The sequence below is a fragment of the Quadrisphaera setariae genome (genome assembly GCF_008041935.1).
GTDB lineage: Bacteria > Actinomycetota > Actinomycetes > Actinomycetales > Quadrisphaeraceae > Quadrisphaera > Quadrisphaera setariae.
The window spans coordinates 227,453-242,976 of record NZ_VKAC01000008.1 but is presented as its reverse complement, the minus strand read 5'-3'; the positions used below and the strand labels follow the sequence as shown (position 1 = coordinate 242,976).

The 15,524-nt window shown below is 77.2% G+C and carries 15 protein-coding genes and 1 pseudogene; 8 read left to right on the top strand and 8 right to left on the bottom strand.

Annotated elements, in window-relative coordinates; genetic code table 11:
* From FMM08_RS24145 to FMM08_RS15000, 3 genes and pseudogenes are all read left to right on the top strand, one after another.
* Positions 1–145, top strand: a pseudogene (locus tag FMM08_RS24145) (lipoyl synthase); the annotation flags it as partial.
* Between the two features lie 17 nt (positions 146–162).
* Positions 163–870, top strand: coding sequence for a lipoate--protein ligase family protein (locus tag FMM08_RS15005; RefSeq protein ID WP_147927166.1), 708 nt, complete (start codon positions 163–165; stop codon positions 868–870).
* Entirely contained in the window at positions 867–1,754 is an 888-nt protein-coding gene (locus FMM08_RS15000) for a serine hydrolase domain-containing protein (RefSeq protein ID WP_147927165.1), read from the top strand. Before FMM08_RS15005 ends, FMM08_RS15000 begins: the two co-directional genes overlap by 4 nt.
* Positions 1,755–1,867: 113 nt before the next feature.
* Here FMM08_RS15000 and nhaA read toward each other — a convergent pair whose 3' ends face one another.
* The gene (gene nhaA / locus FMM08_RS14995; RefSeq protein ID WP_147927164.1) at positions 1,868–3,265 is read right to left on the bottom strand and encodes a Na+/H+ antiporter NhaA; all 1,398 of its coding nucleotides are present in this window, start codon (positions 3,263–3,265) and stop codon (positions 1,868–1,870) included.
* 57 nt (positions 3,266–3,322) lie between these two features.
* Here nhaA and FMM08_RS14990 point away from each other — a divergent pair, with 57 nt between their 5' ends.
* Positions 3,323–3,601, top strand: a complete 279-nt coding sequence (locus FMM08_RS14990) for a hypothetical protein (RefSeq protein WP_147927163.1) — start codon at positions 3,323–3,325, stop codon at positions 3,599–3,601.
* Positions 3,602–3,625: 24 nt separating this feature from the next.
* On the opposite strand, the gene FMM08_RS14985 is transcribed toward FMM08_RS14990, so the two are convergent.
* From FMM08_RS14985 to FMM08_RS14970, 4 genes are all read right to left on the bottom strand, one after another.
* A complete protein-coding gene (locus tag FMM08_RS14985; protein WP_147927162.1) occupies positions 3,626–3,922 on the bottom strand; it encodes a hypothetical protein in 297 nt (98 codons plus the stop codon).
* Between the two features lie 155 nt (positions 3,923–4,077).
* A complete protein-coding gene (locus FMM08_RS14980; RefSeq protein ID WP_147927161.1) occupies positions 4,078–4,374 on the bottom strand; it encodes a protealysin inhibitor emfourin in 297 nt (98 codons plus the stop codon).
* A gap of 125 nt (positions 4,375–4,499) precedes the next feature.
* Positions 4,500–4,922: a hypothetical protein gene (locus tag FMM08_RS14975; protein ID WP_147927160.1), complete on the bottom strand. Its 423-nt coding sequence runs from the start codon at positions 4,920–4,922 to the stop codon at positions 4,500–4,502.
* Between the two features lie 395 nt (positions 4,923–5,317).
* Positions 5,318–6,391 (bottom strand): M4 family metallopeptidase, encoded by a 1,074-nt coding sequence (locus FMM08_RS14970; RefSeq protein WP_222710811.1) that lies wholly within the window; start codon positions 6,389–6,391, stop codon positions 5,318–5,320.
* Between the two features lie 91 nt (positions 6,392–6,482).
* On the opposite strand from FMM08_RS14970, the gene FMM08_RS14965 reads away from it, so the two are divergent.
* Together FMM08_RS14965 and FMM08_RS14960 are read left to right on the top strand one after the other, a co-directional pair.
* Positions 6,483–7,679: a hypothetical protein gene (locus FMM08_RS14965; protein WP_147927159.1), complete on the top strand. Its 1,197-nt coding sequence runs from the start codon at positions 6,483–6,485 to the stop codon at positions 7,677–7,679.
* Positions 7,676–8,242: a hypothetical protein gene (locus FMM08_RS14960; protein ID WP_147927158.1), complete on the top strand. Its 567-nt coding sequence runs from the start codon at positions 7,676–7,678 to the stop codon at positions 8,240–8,242. Before FMM08_RS14965 ends, FMM08_RS14960 begins: the two co-directional genes overlap by 4 nt.
* On the opposite strand, the gene FMM08_RS14955 is transcribed toward FMM08_RS14960, so the two are convergent.
* Together FMM08_RS14955 and FMM08_RS14950 are read right to left on the bottom strand one after the other, a co-directional pair.
* On the bottom strand, positions 8,205–9,833 hold the full coding sequence (locus FMM08_RS14955; RefSeq protein ID WP_147927157.1) for a 5-oxoprolinase subunit B/C family protein: 1,629 nt from the start codon (positions 9,831–9,833) through the stop codon (positions 8,205–8,207). The two genes, FMM08_RS14960 and FMM08_RS14955, sit on opposite strands and share 38 nt — an antisense overlap.
* A 10-nt stretch (positions 9,834–9,843) precedes the next feature.
* Positions 9,844–10,620, bottom strand: coding sequence for a LamB/YcsF family protein (locus FMM08_RS14950; protein ID WP_147927156.1), 777 nt, complete (start codon positions 10,618–10,620; stop codon positions 9,844–9,846).
* Positions 10,621–10,684: 64 nt separating this feature from the next.
* Between FMM08_RS14950 and FMM08_RS14945 the strand changes: the two genes are divergently transcribed.
* Both FMM08_RS14945 and FMM08_RS23980 read left to right on the top strand, forming a co-directional pair.
* Complete coding sequence (locus FMM08_RS14945) at positions 10,685–12,901, top strand: diguanylate cyclase domain-containing protein (protein ID WP_147927155.1); 2,217 nt, start codon at positions 10,685–10,687, stop codon at positions 12,899–12,901.
* On the top strand, positions 12,901–14,412 hold the full coding sequence (locus tag FMM08_RS23980) for a GGDEF domain-containing protein (protein ID WP_187279772.1): 1,512 nt from the start codon (positions 12,901–12,903) through the stop codon (positions 14,410–14,412). The genes FMM08_RS14945 and FMM08_RS23980 overlap by 1 nt, the downstream gene beginning before the upstream one ends.
* Here the strand turns inward: FMM08_RS23980 and FMM08_RS14935 are convergent.
* Positions 14,395–15,468: an LLM class flavin-dependent oxidoreductase gene (locus FMM08_RS14935; protein ID WP_147927153.1), complete on the bottom strand. Its 1,074-nt coding sequence runs from the start codon at positions 15,466–15,468 to the stop codon at positions 14,395–14,397. The two genes, FMM08_RS23980 and FMM08_RS14935, sit on opposite strands and share 18 nt — an antisense overlap.
* Between the last annotated feature and the right edge of the window lie 56 nt (positions 15,469–15,524).

Sequence of the window (15,524 nt, the reverse complement as noted above, 5' to 3'; positions counted from 1 at the left end):
CTCCTACCGCGCGGGGCGGCTGTACGCGGCGGCGCTGGCCGCCCGCGGTGGGAGCCTGCCGGCACACCTGGCCCACCTGGGCGCCGCCTCAGCCGCCGGCCCCGCCCGCCAGGAGGCGTCCGCCGTGCTGGCACGCTTCAGCTGAGGGGCGACCATCTCGTGGTGACCACCGCCGCGTTCGAGCTGGAGGACCGCCTCGCGCTCGCCCCGCTGCCCCCCGACGACGACGCCGCGCGCCGCCTCGCTCTGCTCGCAGACGTCGGCGAGGGGCGCAGCCCCCAGCTCGTCCGGCTGCTGCGCCCAGAGCCGACGGCGGCGTTCAGCCGCCGCGACGCGCTCCTGTCCGGCTTCGCCGCCGCTCAGGGGGTGGCCCGCGAGCACGGGTTCGCGCCGGTGGTGCGGCCCGTCGGCGGCAGGATGGCGCCGTACCACCAGCAGACGCTCGTCGTCGACGTCGTCGGCCGCAGCGACGACCCCCGCCGCGGCATGACCGAGCGCTTCGAGCTGGTCGCCGACGCGCTCGTCGAGGTGCTCGAGGGCCTCGGCCTGGACGCCCGGATGGGCGAGCTGCCCCGCGAGTACTGCCCCGGCAAGCACTCGGTGCACGTCGTCGGCGCCGCCGGGGCGACGAAGGTCGCGGGCACCGCGCAGCGCCAGACGCGGCACGCCTACCTCGTCTCGACGCTGCTCGTCGTGGACGACGCGGCGCCGCTGCGGGCGGTCACGACCGACGTGTACGCCGCCCTCGGGCTCGACCTCGACCCGGCGACCGTCGGCGCGGTGGCCGACCACGTCCCGGGTGAGCGCGTGACCGTGGAGGAGGTCGCCGCGGCGCTGGTGCAGGCGCTGGCTGGCAGGCTGGACCCGTGAAGAGCCTGCTCGAGCAGCACGTGGCGCAGTGGCCCGACCCGTCCGCGTCCGTCGTCGTCGTCGGTCTCCTCGACAGCGGCCCGCTCGCCGGTGGCGCCGCCCCCGTGGCCTCGGCCGGTGACCTCGACGCCGAGCGCCGCTGGGCGTCGGTGACCAAGCTGCTGTCCGCGCTGACCGTGCTGGTGCTGACCCACGACGGCGAAGCCGACCTCGACGAGGAGCTCCCCGGCGAGGTCGCCCCGCCCGGCGCGACCCTGTCGCACCTGCTCGATCACACCTCCGGCCTCGACTTCGAGGCGGGAGGCCCCGGCACGTGGCGCCTGCGCGCGCAGCCGGGGCAGCGGCGGATCTACAGCAACACCGGCATCGAGGTGGCCGCCGCGCACGTGGAGCGGCTCACCGGGGCGCCGTTCGCGGAGCTGCTGCGCGAGCTCGTCGCGCAGCCGCTGGGCATGTCGCGCTCGCGCCTGCACGGTTCCGCGGCGCACGGCCTCCTCGCGCCCACCGCCGACCTCGCGCTGCTCGCCGCTGAGCTGCTGAGCCCCCGGGTGCTGCCCGAGGAGGTGGTCGACGCGCTGCGCACGCCCAGCCGCCCCGGTCTCGTGGGCGTCCTGCCCGGGTTCGGCAAGCAGGTCCACAACGACTGGGGCCTGGGCGCGGAGGTCCGCGTCGACAAGGACCCCCACTGGACGAGCCCCGACAACGACCCGGCGACGTTCGGGCACTTCGGCCAGAGCGGCACCGCCCTGTGGGTGGACCGAGCCCGTTCGCTCGCTCTCGTCACGGCGTCGTCCGAGCCGTTCGGGGAGTGGGCGACGACCGCGTGGCCGGCCTTGTCCACCGCGGTGCTGGGGGAGGCGGACCCGCCCCGCGCGGGCCGCTGAGCGAGGTGGCAGGATGGGGCTCACGTCCTGCCACCTCTCGCCAGGTCGCAGGACCAGGTCCCCGTCGGCTTCCACCCGGCGGGGACCGTCTTCGTCCGGGGCCCTTCGTCTGCCTAGGTGCGGGTGGGGTCCGTCCAGGGACCGCTCGGCAGGGGCGGCAGGCCGCCGTCGTCGTCGAGGTCCGGGGAGCACAGCGGCAGCCGCTCGCCGAGCACGCGCAGCACCACCGCTCCGAGGACGGCGGCGAGCAGCGACCCCGCGAGCACGCCGATCTTCGCCTCGTCCTGCAGGACGGGGTCGTCGAAGGCGAGGTCGGTGATGAACAGGCTCAGGGTGAAGCCGATGCCGGCCATCATCGCGCCGCCCACGAGGTGGCCGTAGCGCACGCGTCCGGGGAGGTCTCCCAGGCGGAACTTCAGCGCCAGCCCGGCAGCGACCGCGATGCCGGCGGTCTTGCCGACCACCAGGGCGACGACGACGCCCCACGTGAGCGGCGATCCCACCGCCGCGCGCAGCGTCTCACCCGACAGGCCCACCCCGGCGTTGGCCAGGCCGAACAGCGGCACCACGAGGAACGCCGACACCGGGTGCAGCGCCGCCTGCAGCCGGTCGTTGGGCGGCACCGAGGCGCGCACCGCGGAGGTGGCCAGGCGGGCGCGGGTCGGGTCGGCGCGCTCGATGAGCGCCCGGCCGAAGGCGCGGACCCGGTCGCGCTGCTCCGGCTCCACGGCCGTGGCCGGCACCACCAGCCCCACGAGCACGCCCGCGAGGGTGGCGTGGACGCCGGAGGCGTGCACCGCACCCCACAGGGCGACGCCGACGACGACGTACGGGGTCAGCCGCCACTCCCCGGCCAGCCTCAGCCCGACGAGGACCGCGAGCAGCGCCGCCGAGACGAGCAGTGCGGGCACGGAGACGCCGTGGCTGTAGAAGACGGCCATGACGGTGACGGCGCCGATGTCGTCGACGATCGCCAGCGTCAGCAGGAACAGCCGGAGGCTGTCCGGGCAGCGCGGCCCGAACAGCGCCAGCATGCCCACGAGGAACGCGGTGTCGGTGGAGATGGGGATGCCCCAGCCCACCGCCGCCGGGGTGCCGGCCGTGAAGGCGAAGAACAGCAGCGCCGGCACGGCCAGACCGCCCACCGCCCCCAGAGCGGGGACGACGACGGCGCGCGGGCTCCGCAGGTGCCCGACCGTGACCTCGCGGGAGATCTCCAGCCCGACGGTGCAGAAGAACACCGCCATGAGCGCGTCGTTGACCCAGTGGCCCAGGTCCATGACCAGTCCGGCGTCACCCACGGTGACGCCGGCGCTGGTCTCCCAGAAGGCCTGGTAGGAGCCGCCCGGGAGGTTGGCCCACACGAGCGCCGCCGCGGTGGCGGCGAGCAGCAGCACGGCGCTGCCGGACTCCGTGGCCAGGAACCGGCGCACCGGTTGCGACAGCACCGGCACGGGGAGGCTGACCCGGACGGCCGGACCCGGGCGCCCGGGCAGGGGGGTGGTGCTCACCGGGGCAGCATGCCGCCTGCAAGCGGGCCGCAAGCGGTGGGGAGCACGGTTCCCCGCATGAGCCTCCTCGACACCGACATGGTCTTCACCGCCGCCGTCCACCCCGCCGTGGTGGCCGCCCAGCGCCCCACCCTCGCCCCGGGCTGGGCGCCGGCCCCCGTCCACGGCCGCCGCGCCGACCGCAGCCGGCCCGCGGCCGGAGCCCGGAGCTGGTCCGACGTGCTGCGGCTCGCCGGCCTCTCCACGCGCAGCGGTCGGCACGCGGCCCCCGCGGCCAGCTGCGTGCTCGGCACGGTCACCACGGTGCGGGCGCAGCAGGAGCTGCGGGCGTCCTGAGCCCGGGAGCCCGGCCGTGACGGGTCAGGCGGCGCGCGCCGGCTGCGGCCGGTCCGGGCCGTCGGCTGGCGGGCGGACCAGCCGCAGCGACGGTGCCTCCACGGGCAGCGCGGGCTCCGTGGACGGCTCAGACCCCTCGGCGAGGACCGCGGCCGCGTCACCGAACTGCGCGTGACGAGCACCCACCAGCGGGAGCCCCTCCCCGGTGCGCCGACCGACCTCGGCGGCGCGCACCGACAGCGCCAGCGCCACCAGCAGGAGCACCCCCGCGCCCACCCCGACCACCAGCCCGACAGCTCCCAGCACCACCACGGCGACCACGTCCCTCGTCTCTCGTGGTCCCAGCGTGCGCCTGGTCCCTGGACGGGCGCACCCCTCTGGGGGACCCTCTTCTGGGAGCTCGCTGAACCCCGTGGAGGGACGAAGCGGACACTCCGGTCAGCCTGCGGGCTGAGGATGCGCTGCTGACGGGGCCGTCAGCGCAGCAGGCCGTCGAGCAGCTGGCGAGCTCCGGCGGGCATGGACCCCTCGCGCAGCTGCACGCGCTGCGGGCCGCGAACGGCGCCGCCGTCGTCGTCCTCGAGGGTCACCTCGTAGCAGAAGCCGTCCCGGCGCGGACCCCGCCCGGGCTCGCTGGCGCCGTCGGGGCCGGCAGCTGAGGCGACGAGGTCGCGGAGCTGCTGGCTCGTGGCGTCGTCCAGCTGGGACGCGTCGGCCTCGCCCCGCCGGACCACGCCGGCGAAGCCCCCGCTGCGCTCCACGACCACCCGCACGCGGCCCATCGTCTCCCACGCGGGGACGTGTCGGAACCCTGGCGCTCCCTGTCGGAACCTCGTCACGTCGTGTCGGAACGAGACCCCGGTTCCGGCATGACGCGCCACGGTTCCGGCACCTCTCGTCACCAGCGCAGTCCGGCGCGCCGCAGCTCGTCGCTGATCCAGCCGACCACCTCGTGCGGCTGCTTCATGACCTCCCGCGAGGAGACCGCCACCTGGGTCCAGCCGTGGCGCTCGGTCCGTCGCCGTCGCCCTCGCCGGATGTCGCACTCGTGCTGCTCGTCCTCGCTGTGTGGGGGCCCTGGGGGCACCTCCCGCTTGCGGGGGACGACCTCCACGCCCACGCGCACCGATTCCCACTGCAGGTCGGGCCAGACCCCGGCCCTGCCCACGCGGGGGATCGGGGCTGAGAGGTGGCTCGCCTCGGGCATCCCGGCGCGGACCAGCAGCAGGCGCAGCCGGGTCTCCACCGGGGAGCAGACCTCGTACCGCACCTGGTCGAGCACGCGCCGGGCCCAGAGGTCCTCAGGTGAGAGCAGCCGCACGCCCCGGACCCGGCGCTCGCACGACGGCGTGGGCGCCGGTGCCGACAGCGCCCGCGGGCCCCGCGAGCAGGGCGGAGTGCAGTGCGACGAGCGGCGTCCACTCGACACCCCGGCTCACCCTCACCCCGCGGTGGGGCGCCCTCAAGCCCGCCGCGCGCAGACGGCGCAGCGCGACCCCGATTTCCAGCGCCTCCTCGACCGTGAAGGGCCGGTGTCGCAGGCGCGGGGGCAGGGGAGCGGGGGCACGGGCCACGGTCGCACGGTGGCCCGTGCGACCGAGGCGCCGCTGGCGCTGTCCACAGGCGCGCACGCTGCGCACCTTCCTGAGGCCGCAGGGCGACCGCCTCACCCTCCTGCGTCCTCCGGCGGATCTCGCGCGCCGCGAGGCCGCGGGGCTACAGCACGCCGACCTGTGACCAGGCATCTCCGACGGCGTCGTGCACGGTCGACCCGGGGCGGTGCCCCAACCGCTCCGCGGCCCGCAGCGCGGTCTGCGCGAAGGTCGCGAACGAGGCCGTCGGGGGCAGTGCCGGGTCGCGCAGGGCGTCGTACCAGACCCTGCCCGCCACCTCCCACGCGTCACCGCCGATCGCCGTGGCCGCCAGGTGGAACGCCTTGTTGGGGATGCCCGAGTTGGTGTGGACGCCGCCGTCGTCGGCGGTGGTGACGACGTAGTCGTCCATGTGGGCCGGCTGGGCGTCCCGGCCCAGCTCGGGGGTGTCGTAGGCCGTCCCCGGCGCGGCCATCGAGCGCAGCGCCATGTCGGGGTGGTCGACGAGCAGGCCCTGGCCGATGAGCCAGTCGGCCTGGTCCGCCGTCTGCCCGAGCGCCCACTGCTTCACCAGCGAGCCGAACACGTCGCTCACCGACTCGTTGAGGGCGCCGGACTGCTGGCTGTAGACGAGCTGCGCCTCGTCGTCGGTGACGCCGTGGGCGAGCTCGTGGCCGATGATGTCGACGGCGACGGTGAACCGCGCGAAGACCTCGCCGTCGCCGTCGCCGTCGCCGAAGACCATCTGGCGCCCGTCCCAGAAGGCGTTGTCGTAGCTCTGGCCGAAGTGCACGAAGCCCCGCAGCGGCAGCCCCTCGTCGTCGATCGAGTCGCGGCCGTACACCTGGTGGAAGAGGTCGAAGGTGGCTCCCAGGCCGTCGTAGGCCTCGTCAGCCGCGGCGTCGCCCGTGGGGGGAGCCCCCTCGGCGCGGACGACGACAGCCGTGCTGAGGTCCTCGCTCCCGGCGCAGTCGAAGATCGTCCTCGAGGCCTGCGCGCCCGCTCGGGCGTGCGCGATGACTGCGCGGGGCCGCCCCCGCCGCAGCAGCGCGCTCTGCGCCCGCGACGAGCGCAGCGACGCGTCGAGCGACAGGGTCCGCAGCGCGCGCTCGCGCTGGGAGTCGGTGCCCCTGAGCACGAGGTGCTCCAGCAGGACGGGCGGCATCACGCACGTGGGGGGAAGACCGGTGGCAGCCATGGCCTCGATGGTGGACCCCACCACCGACAGGGGGCGCGCCGAGTGCGCGGAGTCGCCCTCATGGGAGACTGCGGAGCGTCACCATGGGTGCGTGAGCCTCCGTCCCTCCCGGGGCGCCCCCGCCGAGCGCCGCCCCGCGCCCCCTCGCTCCCTCCTGGCCGACGTCGCCGAGCTCCTCAGCGGCCCCGGCCTGGCCTGGGTCGTGCAGCGGGTCCGCGGCCAGCTGGAGACCGGCGCCGACCCCGTCGCCGTGCTGCAGCTGCCCAGCGCCACCGCCGTCCAGCGCGCCGGCGCCCGCGCCGTGCTCGGACCGGCGGCGGTGGTCCGCGGCACCCACCTGTCGCTGCGCGTCACCGACGTGGAGGACCTGCTCCGCGAGCTCGCAGGGTGGGACGGCGGCCTCACCGCGGCGGTGCGCGCCCTCGACGGGGACCTCGAGGTCATCGAGGACGACGACGAGGACGACGACGCCGAGCGCGACGAGGGCCCCGACGGCGGGGTGACCCTCCCCGCCGCGGCCGCAGCAGCAGTCGCCGGCCCTCCCGCACCCGCGCCCGCCCCCGTGTCCGTTCCGGTGTCCGTCCCGCGTCCCGCTCCCGTCGCCGCGGCTGTGCTCGAGCCCGTGCCGGCCCCTGCGCCGCAGCTGGAGCCGCAGCCGGAGCCAGCACCTGAGCCAGCACCTGAGCCCGAGCCCGATCCGGACCCGGCGCTCGTCGTCGACCTGGACGCCGCGCAGGCGGACCGGACGGGACTGGCCCTGGCCGACCTCGTGCTGGTCCTGGACCTGCCGGTCGCCCCCGACGGTCCCACCGGCACGGCCCTCGCCGCGGTGTCGGCAGCCGGCCTGCCGGCCGCCCTGACGCTGCAGCAGCTGCGCGACGCGCCGCCCTCGTGGCTGCCCGCACCCCCCGGCGGCACAGCGCTCGTCTGCGCGACCCCCGCGGTGCTCGCCGCCGTCGCAGGAGCACCGGCCGCGACGCCGACCCCGGCCTCGGCCCCAGCGCGGCGGCGCAGGCGGCCGCGCGTCCCCGTGGTCTGCCTCGACGCCACCGCCACGTCCCCCGGGGCGGACCCGGGCTGGCCGGGCGACGCCGTCGTCGTCGTCCTGCGGGGGTTGAAGGGCGCCGGGTGGCGGCTGCTGCTCAACGCCGGCGACGGCCCCGAGGGGGAGGTGCTCACCGAGCTGCTGGCGAGCGAGCTCGAGGCGCAGGTGTGGCGCTGCCCCGCAGACCCGGACGCGCCCCTGCGCGAGCAGCTGGTCGGGGACGCCCGCAGACTCGCCCGGTGACCCCGGGAGCGCCGACGACGGAACCGCTGTCCGGCGACCTGTTCTTCTCCCGGGGACGGGGCGTGCAGGGCTGGGTGATCCGCCGCGCGAGCCGCTCGACCGTGGCGCACTGCGGCGTGCTCGTCCGCGAGCTGGAGCCGGGGGTGTGGCGCACCCACGAGGCGTTCGGCGGTGACGGCCCCTACGGCGGCGGCTCGGGCCTGCGCGAGCGGGTCCGCCCGCTCGACGGCGAGCCCCTGCGCGTCGTGCGTCCCTGGCGCTCACGGGTCGAGCGCGACCTCGGCCTGCTGCGCAGCCACCAGCTGCTCGACCAGGGGTACGACTGGGGAGAGATCGTGCGCATCGCCGGCCACCTCCTCCACGTGCCGCCGCTGCAGTGGCTCGGCACCGCGCTCTCGCGCCCCGACCGCCTCATCTGCTCGAACCACTGCGCCGCCGTGGTGCTGGCCGGGCGACCCGACGTCGACCTCCCGCACCCGCCCGACCGGATCTGGCCGGCGCCGCTGCTGGACGCGCTGCTGCCGGTCAGCGAGACCTGGACGCCCGCGCCCGCAGCGCGGTGAACCTCACGAGGGCACCCGGAGGCAGCTGCCCGGCCAGGTCGAGGTGGTGGTCGGCCACGCACGCGACCACGGGGTAGCCCCCGGTCACGGGGTGGTCGGGGCCGAACAGCACCGGCTGCCCGCTGGGCGGCACCTGCAGCGCACCGCGCACGGCCGGCTCGCTGGGCAGCTCCCGGCCGGGCTCGCGCCGCTCCAGGCCCGCGGCGCCCTCCAGCCGCGCCCCCACGCGGTTGCTCTGCTCGCTGACCCGCCACTCCTGGACCTGCAGCAGGTGGAGGGCGTCGGCGGTGAACCAGTCGTCGCGGGGTCCGAGCACCACGTCGATCTCGGTGACGGTCCCCGGGCGCGGCAGCGGCGCTCCGACGCGCCCCTGCGGCAGCAGCGGCACCGCCGCGTCCAGCCAGGGCGGGCCCGCCACGGCGAGCACGTCACCGGCCCGCAGCGGCGGCGGCCCGAGACCTGACAGCACGTCGGTGGCGGCGCTGCCGAGGACGTGCGGCGCGTCGACGCCGCCGCGCACCGCCAGGTGGGCGGCGGCGCCGGCGGTCGGCGGGTGGACGGTGACCACGTCGCCGTCGTCCAGGGCCACCGGCACGCCCAGCGGCACCCGCCTGCGGCCGGCGCTGCCCGCGGCCCTGAGGACCTCGACGACGACGGCGCCGGTCACCGCCACCACCGTCCGCCCCCGCGAGCGGACCACCAGCGGGCCGGCGGCCTCGAGCGCCGGCGCACCGGCCGCGCCGCCGACCGCCCGGTTCGCGGCGCGCAGGCCGGCCCTGTCGAGCGCACCGCCGCGGCTGACGCCGACGGCCGCGCGGCCGGGCCTGCCGAGGTCGGTGACGAGCGCGGAGCGGCCGGGGTCGAGGACCTCCAGGCCGCCGAGCCTCAGCGACGCTGAGCCACCGGTGGTGACCGGCGCCGCGCAGCGCCCGTGATCACGGACGGGGGTGGGCGAGCCGGGGGCAGCGGGCGTGAAGCGGACGCGGGTGCCGGGGCGCAGGAGGGCCGGCGGCTCGCGGCCGGCGTCCCACACGGCCAGGTCGGTGCGGCCCAGCAGCTGCCACCCGCCGGGGGAGGCCCGCGGGTACACCCCGCTGAACTCCCCGGCCAGGCCCACCGCCCCGGCGGGCACACGGGTGCGGGGCACCTCGCGGCGCGGCACCCGCAGCGCAGGGTCGCCGCCCACGAGGTAGGCGAAGCCGGGGGCGAACCCCGTGAAGGCCACCGACCAGGGCGTCGCGCCGTGGCGGTGCACCACCTCACCCGGGGGCAGCCCGACCAGGCGGGACACCTCCTCCAGGTCGGCGCCGTCGTAGACGACGGGGACCTCCACGGTGCGCTCGTCGTCGCCCCGAGGCGCTCCGGCCAGCCCCGCGGCGGGGCCCAGGAGGGGGGCGAGGGCCGCCGCGACGGCGCCGGCACCCGGGGCGGGCCGGGCGTCCCAGCGCAGCAGCAGCGTCCTGGCGGCGGGCACCACCTCCACCACCCCCGGGAGGGGGTGCTGCTGCAGCGCTGCGCGCAGGGCGAGGACCGCGGCGAGGTCGTCGAGCTCGACGAGGACGGCGGACGTGCCGGCGGCCAGCACCCTCACGGCAGCACCCTCACGAGGAGGCGGCGCGGACCTCGACGCCGGCGGCCTCCAGCGCGGCCCTCACGGCGCGGGCGACGTCCACCGCGCCGGGGGAGTCCCCGTGGACGCACACCGACGCGGCGTCCACGGCGACGTCCACGCCGTCCACGGAGGCCACGACGCCCTCGGTGACCAGCCGCACCACCCGCTGCGCGACCTCGGCGGACCCCGTCACGAGCGCGCCGGCCGAGCGCCGGTCCACCAGCTCGCCGGCGGAGGTGTACCCGCGGTCGGCGAAGGCCTCCGGCACGGTCCGCAGCCCGGAGTCCCGCGCGAGGGCGAGCAGCGGTGACCCGGCCAGGCCCACGAGGGGCAGCTCGGGGTCGAAGCGGCGCACGGCCTCCACCACCGCCTCGCCGTGCGGTCCGCCAGCGGCGGCGGTGGTGTAGAGGGCCCCGTGCGGCTTGACGTAGGAGACGCGGGTGCCGGCGGCGCGCGCCAGGCCCGCCAGCGCCCCCAGCTGGTAGAGCACGTCGGCCACGAGCTCGGAGCGGCTCGCGTCCACGTAGCGGCGCCCGAAGCCGACCAGGTCGCGGTAGGAGGGGTGCGCACCCACCGCCACCCCGCGCTGCGCGGCCGCCGCGCACACCGCGAGCACGGACTCCGGGTCTCCGGCGTGGAAGCCGCACGCGACGTTGGCGCTGGTCACCGCGTCGAGCAGGGCGTCGTCGTCGGTGAGGGACCAGCGGCCGAAGCCCTCGCCGAGGTCGGCGTTGAGGTCGACGCGGGGCGGGTCCGCAGCGGGCACCCGCCGATCCTCCCAGAGCGTCCGCACCGCTCAGGTCGGGCCGGGGGGCTGCCGATGACACGGCGTGGGGGGACGCACGACCTGGAGGCCGGGCTTCGACGAACGCACGCTCGCGGTGCTGGGCGTGGTCGGCGCGGTGGCCTTCGTCGTGCTCGCCGGGCCCGTCGGCTCCATCGCGTGGTCGGGGGTGCCCTACAGCGCCGTCGGCCTCTTCTGCTGCGTCGCGACGGTGGTCGGCATCCGCCGGCACCGGCCCCGGCACGCCACCGCCTGGTGGCTCATCGCTGCCTCGCACGCGGTCTGGAGCGCGGCCGACACGGTCTACTACCTGCTCGCCGCCTTCGGCGACCTGACCTTCCCCACGTCGGCCGACTGGCTGTACGTGCTGGGCTACCTGCCCCTCGTCGTCGGGGCGGCGCTGCTCGTGCGCCGCGCCCGGCCCCACGGCCAGCTCGGCGCCGTGGTGGACGGGGCCGTCGTCGCCACCGGTCTGCTGCTCGTCGGCTGGATGCTCTTCGTGGGCCCGGTGGTCTCCAGCCGCGGTGAGGACCTCCTGGGCCACCTCGTGGGCGGCTTCTACCTGGGTGCCGACGTGCTGCTCGTGGCCCTCGCGGCCCACCTGGTGGCCAGCTCGGTGCGGCTGTCGCGCAGCTCCTGGCTGGCGCTGGCGGCCATCGCGCTGCTGCTCGTGGGCGACGCCACCTACGTGTTCGGCTCGGTGCTGCCCGGCTGGGCCTTCACCGCGATGAGCCTGGGGTGGCTGCTGAGCAACGTCGCGTGGAGCGCCGCCGCGCTGCACCCGAGCATGGTCGACCTCTCCGACCGGGAGGCGCCCGCGGCCACCGGCATGACGCCGCGCCGCAGCGGCGTGCTGCTCGTGGCGGTGCTGCTGGCCCCCGCCACCCTCGCCGCCGAGCAGGTGCTCGACCTCGAGTTCGACTGGGCCGTCGCCACCGCCTCCGCGGTGATGTCCGTGCTCGTGGTGCTCCGCATGGGGATGGCGCTGCGCGCGGCGTCGGCCTCCCTGCTGGCGCGCGAGGAGATGCGCCGCGCCCTGGAGCACCAGGCCGGCCAGGACGCCCTGACAGGGCTGGCCAACCGCTCGGCCAGCACCGAGCACCTCGCCCGGGCCCTGGCCGGTGCCAGGGAGCGCAGGACGGCGGTGGGCCTGCTCTTCGTGGACCTCGACGGCTTCAAGGCCGTCAACGACGTCCACGGCCACCGCGCCGGCGACGACGTGCTGCGCGAGGTGGCCGTGCGCCTGAGCGGCACCGTGCGCGACGGCGACCGCGCGGGCCGCCTCGGCGGCGACGAGTTCGTGCTGGTCCTCACCGCTGTCGACGACGTCGACGACGTCCTCGCGGTGGCCCAGCGCGTGGTCGACGGCGTCGCCGAGCCGATCGTCGCCGACGGCCACGTCGTCGTCATCGGGGCGAGCGTCGGGGCCGCCGTGGCCGGCGCGCTCTCGGACGCCGAGGAGCTGCTGCACGAGGCGGACACCGCGGCCTACCGCGCCAAGGCCCTCGGACGCGGCCGGGTGGAGCTCTACGACGGCGTCCTGCGCGACGCCGACACCGCGCGCGCCGCGGCGGAGGCGGAGCTGCGCGAGAGGTGGCCGGTCACCGGCCTGGCCCTCGACCTCCATCCCGTGCTCACCGCGGCACCGGGAGCGCCCACGACCAGCGCCTCGCTGCGGTGGACGCGCGGCGAGGGGGCCCAGGTCGACCACGCCGTCCTCACCGCTGCGGCCGAGCGCACCGGCCGGGGCCGCGCGCTCGGGCTGTGGACCCTCGACGAAGGCCTGCGCCAGCGGGGCGGCTCGCCCGTGTGGCTGCCGCTGAGCCCCTCCCACGCGGCCAGCCCGACCGTCCTCGACGACGTCGCCGCCGCGCTGGCCGCCCACGGCACCGCAGCCGAGCACCTCGGCGTGCGCACCTGCGGCCGGTCCGCGCTGGCGTCGGAGGCCGCGGTGGCCAACCTGCGCGCGCTCCGGCGGACGGGCGTCCGCGTGGTCCTCAAGAACCTCACGGCCCAGGCGACGGGTCTCGGGCAGCTCAGCGAGCTCCCCGCGGACGTCCTGCTCCTGCGCTCGGACGACCTGCCCGGGGCCGCCGTGCTGGACCTCTTCGTGCGCGGAGCGCGGACGCTGGGCCTCGACGTGGTGCTCGACGGGCCGCCCCGTGACGACCGGGCGGACCGCCTGGAGCTGGCGGACGTGGTGCGGGCCCTCGGCGTCCCCGTCATCGGCGAGGCTGCGACGACGGGGACCGCGGTCACGTGATGTGGGTGTGGGTGCTCGTGCTCGGTGCGGTCGGCTCGGTGGCCTACACCGCGCTCACCGGGCCGTTCGACGCCCCCGTCGCCGCGGCCGTCGTCTACACGGCCCTCGGCGCACTCGGCCTGCTCGGCACCGCCTGGGGGGCGTCTCGCCTCCCGCGCAGAGCCGCCCTCCCGTGGTGGTGCGTCACCGCGGTGCAGCTGGTCTGGTCCGCCGTCGACGTCCGCTACCTCGTGCTCACGACCCAGGGCGCCTACACCGGCGCCCCCGCAGCAGCGGACGCGCCCTACCTGCTCGGGTACCCGCCGCTGCTGCTCGCCGTGCTGCTCCTGCTGCGGCGAGCCCGGGCCGCCCGACCGCGGGGGGCGTTCGCCGACGCCGCCGTGCTCGGCACGGGGGTCGCGCTGCTCGGGTGGGCGGTCCTCGTCGGTCCCGTGCTCCACAGCACCCCCGACGACCCCCGCGCCCGCGTCGGCGCGGTCCTCTTCCTCGCCTGCGACGTAGTGCTCACGGGGCTCGTCGTGGTCCTCCTCGCCTCCTCCTCGCGGGCCTCGACGAGCACCTGGCTGGCGCTCGCGGCAGCCCTGGCGGGGCTCGTCGGGGACAGCACCTACCTCGTGGAGGGCGTGGTGCCCAGCGGCGTCCTCACCGCCCTGTCCGTGGGGTGGACCAGCGGCGGCGCGCTGTGGGCGGCGGCCGCCTGCCACCCCTCGGCCGGCCGGGCCCCGGAGCGCTCCAACGGCGAGGACTTCGGCCGCCCCCGCATCGTGGCCCTCGTGGGAGGGGTCGCCCTGGCCCCGGCGGTGCTCGTCCTGGACCTGGTGGTCGGCGGGGGGTCGTCCTCCGTCCCGGCGGTCGTCGCCGCCAGCGCCATGACGCTCCTCGTGGTGGGACGCCTCGCCGTCGCGCTCAGCGCGGCAGGGGCCTCGCTCGCGGAGCGCGAGGTGATGCGCCGGGCGCTGGAGCACCAGGCGCGCCACGACGGCCTCACCGGCCTGCCCAACCGCTCGGCCACCGTCGCCCGCATCGCAGCAGCCCTGGACGCGGCCCAGCACCACGGCACCCAGGCAGGGCTGCTCTTCGTGGACCTCGACGGCTTCAAGGCCGTCAACGACTCCCGCGGGCACCGCGCCGGTGACGAGGTGCTGCGGGTCGTCGCGGCCCGGCTCGCCGGCTGCCTGCGACCCGGTGACGTCGTGGGCAGGCTCGGCGGCGACGAGTTCGTCGTCGTCCTCGACCGCCTGGCCGGCGGTGAGGACGCGGAGGACGCCGTGGAGGCCCTCCTGGCCGCGGGGCAGCGGATCGTCGACGTCGTCGCGCAGCCGATCACCGTCGACGGCGAGCTCTTCAGCGTGGGCGCCAGCGTCGGCGCGGCCCTCGGCGGAGGAGCCGAGCAGCCCACCACGCCCGACGCGCTGCTCCACGAGGCCGACACCGCCGCCTACCGGGCCAAGGCCTCCGGGCGCGGTCGGGTCGAGCTGGCCGAGACCTGCTCCTCAGGCCGCCAGGGCTGAGCCGACCGCGCTGCCCACCAGCTCCACCGAGCGCACCCGCGTCTGCGGCGTGGGCGCGCCGTGGGCGGTGATGAGCTCGTCGGCGCCCACGCGCGCGGCGAAGGCGTCCAGCTGGGCGACGACGGCGTCGGGCGTCCCCACGGCCGCCAGGCGCATCATCGCCTCGACGTGCACGGACGCGCCGGCGTCCAGCAGCGCGTCGGCGGCGGCGTCGAACGCGGCGTCGTCGGCGGAGTCCAGGCCGCCGGGCAGAGCACCCCTCCGCAGCGACCTGCCGAACAGGGCCACGGCCCGCTGCCGGCGGGCGGCCAGCGCGTGCTCGCGGGCGGTGGCGTCGTCATCGGCGGCGAAGACGTTGATGGCGGCGATGGCGTGCGGCGCCTCCAGCGCGCCCGGGCGCCCGTTCGGGGTGAACTCGCGGCGGTAGAGGTCCATCGCCTGCTCGAGCGCGTCGGGCGCGAAGTGCGACGCGAAGGCGTACGGCAGCCCCAGCGCCGCCGCCAGCCGCGCACCGAACAGCGACGAGCCGAGGACGTACAGGGGCACGGGCAGGCCGTCGTCGTCGAGGGCGAGGGGGACCGCGCGGACGCCGTCGGGACGGGGCGTGCCGGCGAGCAGGTCCTGCAGCTCCAGCACGTCGTCGGGGAAGGTGTCGGCCGCCGACGGGTCGCGGCGCAGCGCCGCGCTCGTGGCGCCGTCCGAGCCGGGCGCGCGGCCCAGGCCGAGGTCGATGCGGCCCGGGTGAGCGGCGGCGAGCGTGCCGAACTGCTCGGCGATGGTCAGCGGTGCGTGGTTGGGCAGCATCACCCCGCCCGCGCCCAGCCGGATGGTGGAGGTGTGCGCCGCGACGTGCGCCACGAGGACCGCCGGCGCGGAGGAGGCGATGCTCGCCATGCTGTGGTGCTCGGCGTACCAGACCCGCCGGTAGCCGTGGCGCTCCGCGGCCCGCGCCAGCTCCACGCTCGCCGCCAGCGTCTCGCGCGCGCCCCGGCCCGGGGCGCTCCGGCGGTCGACGGGGGCGAGGTCGAGGACGGACAGCGGCACGCGCGAGCTCATGCCGGAGGCAACCGCCCAGGCGGCTCCGCTGTTCCCCTCCAGGGTCCTCCCAGACC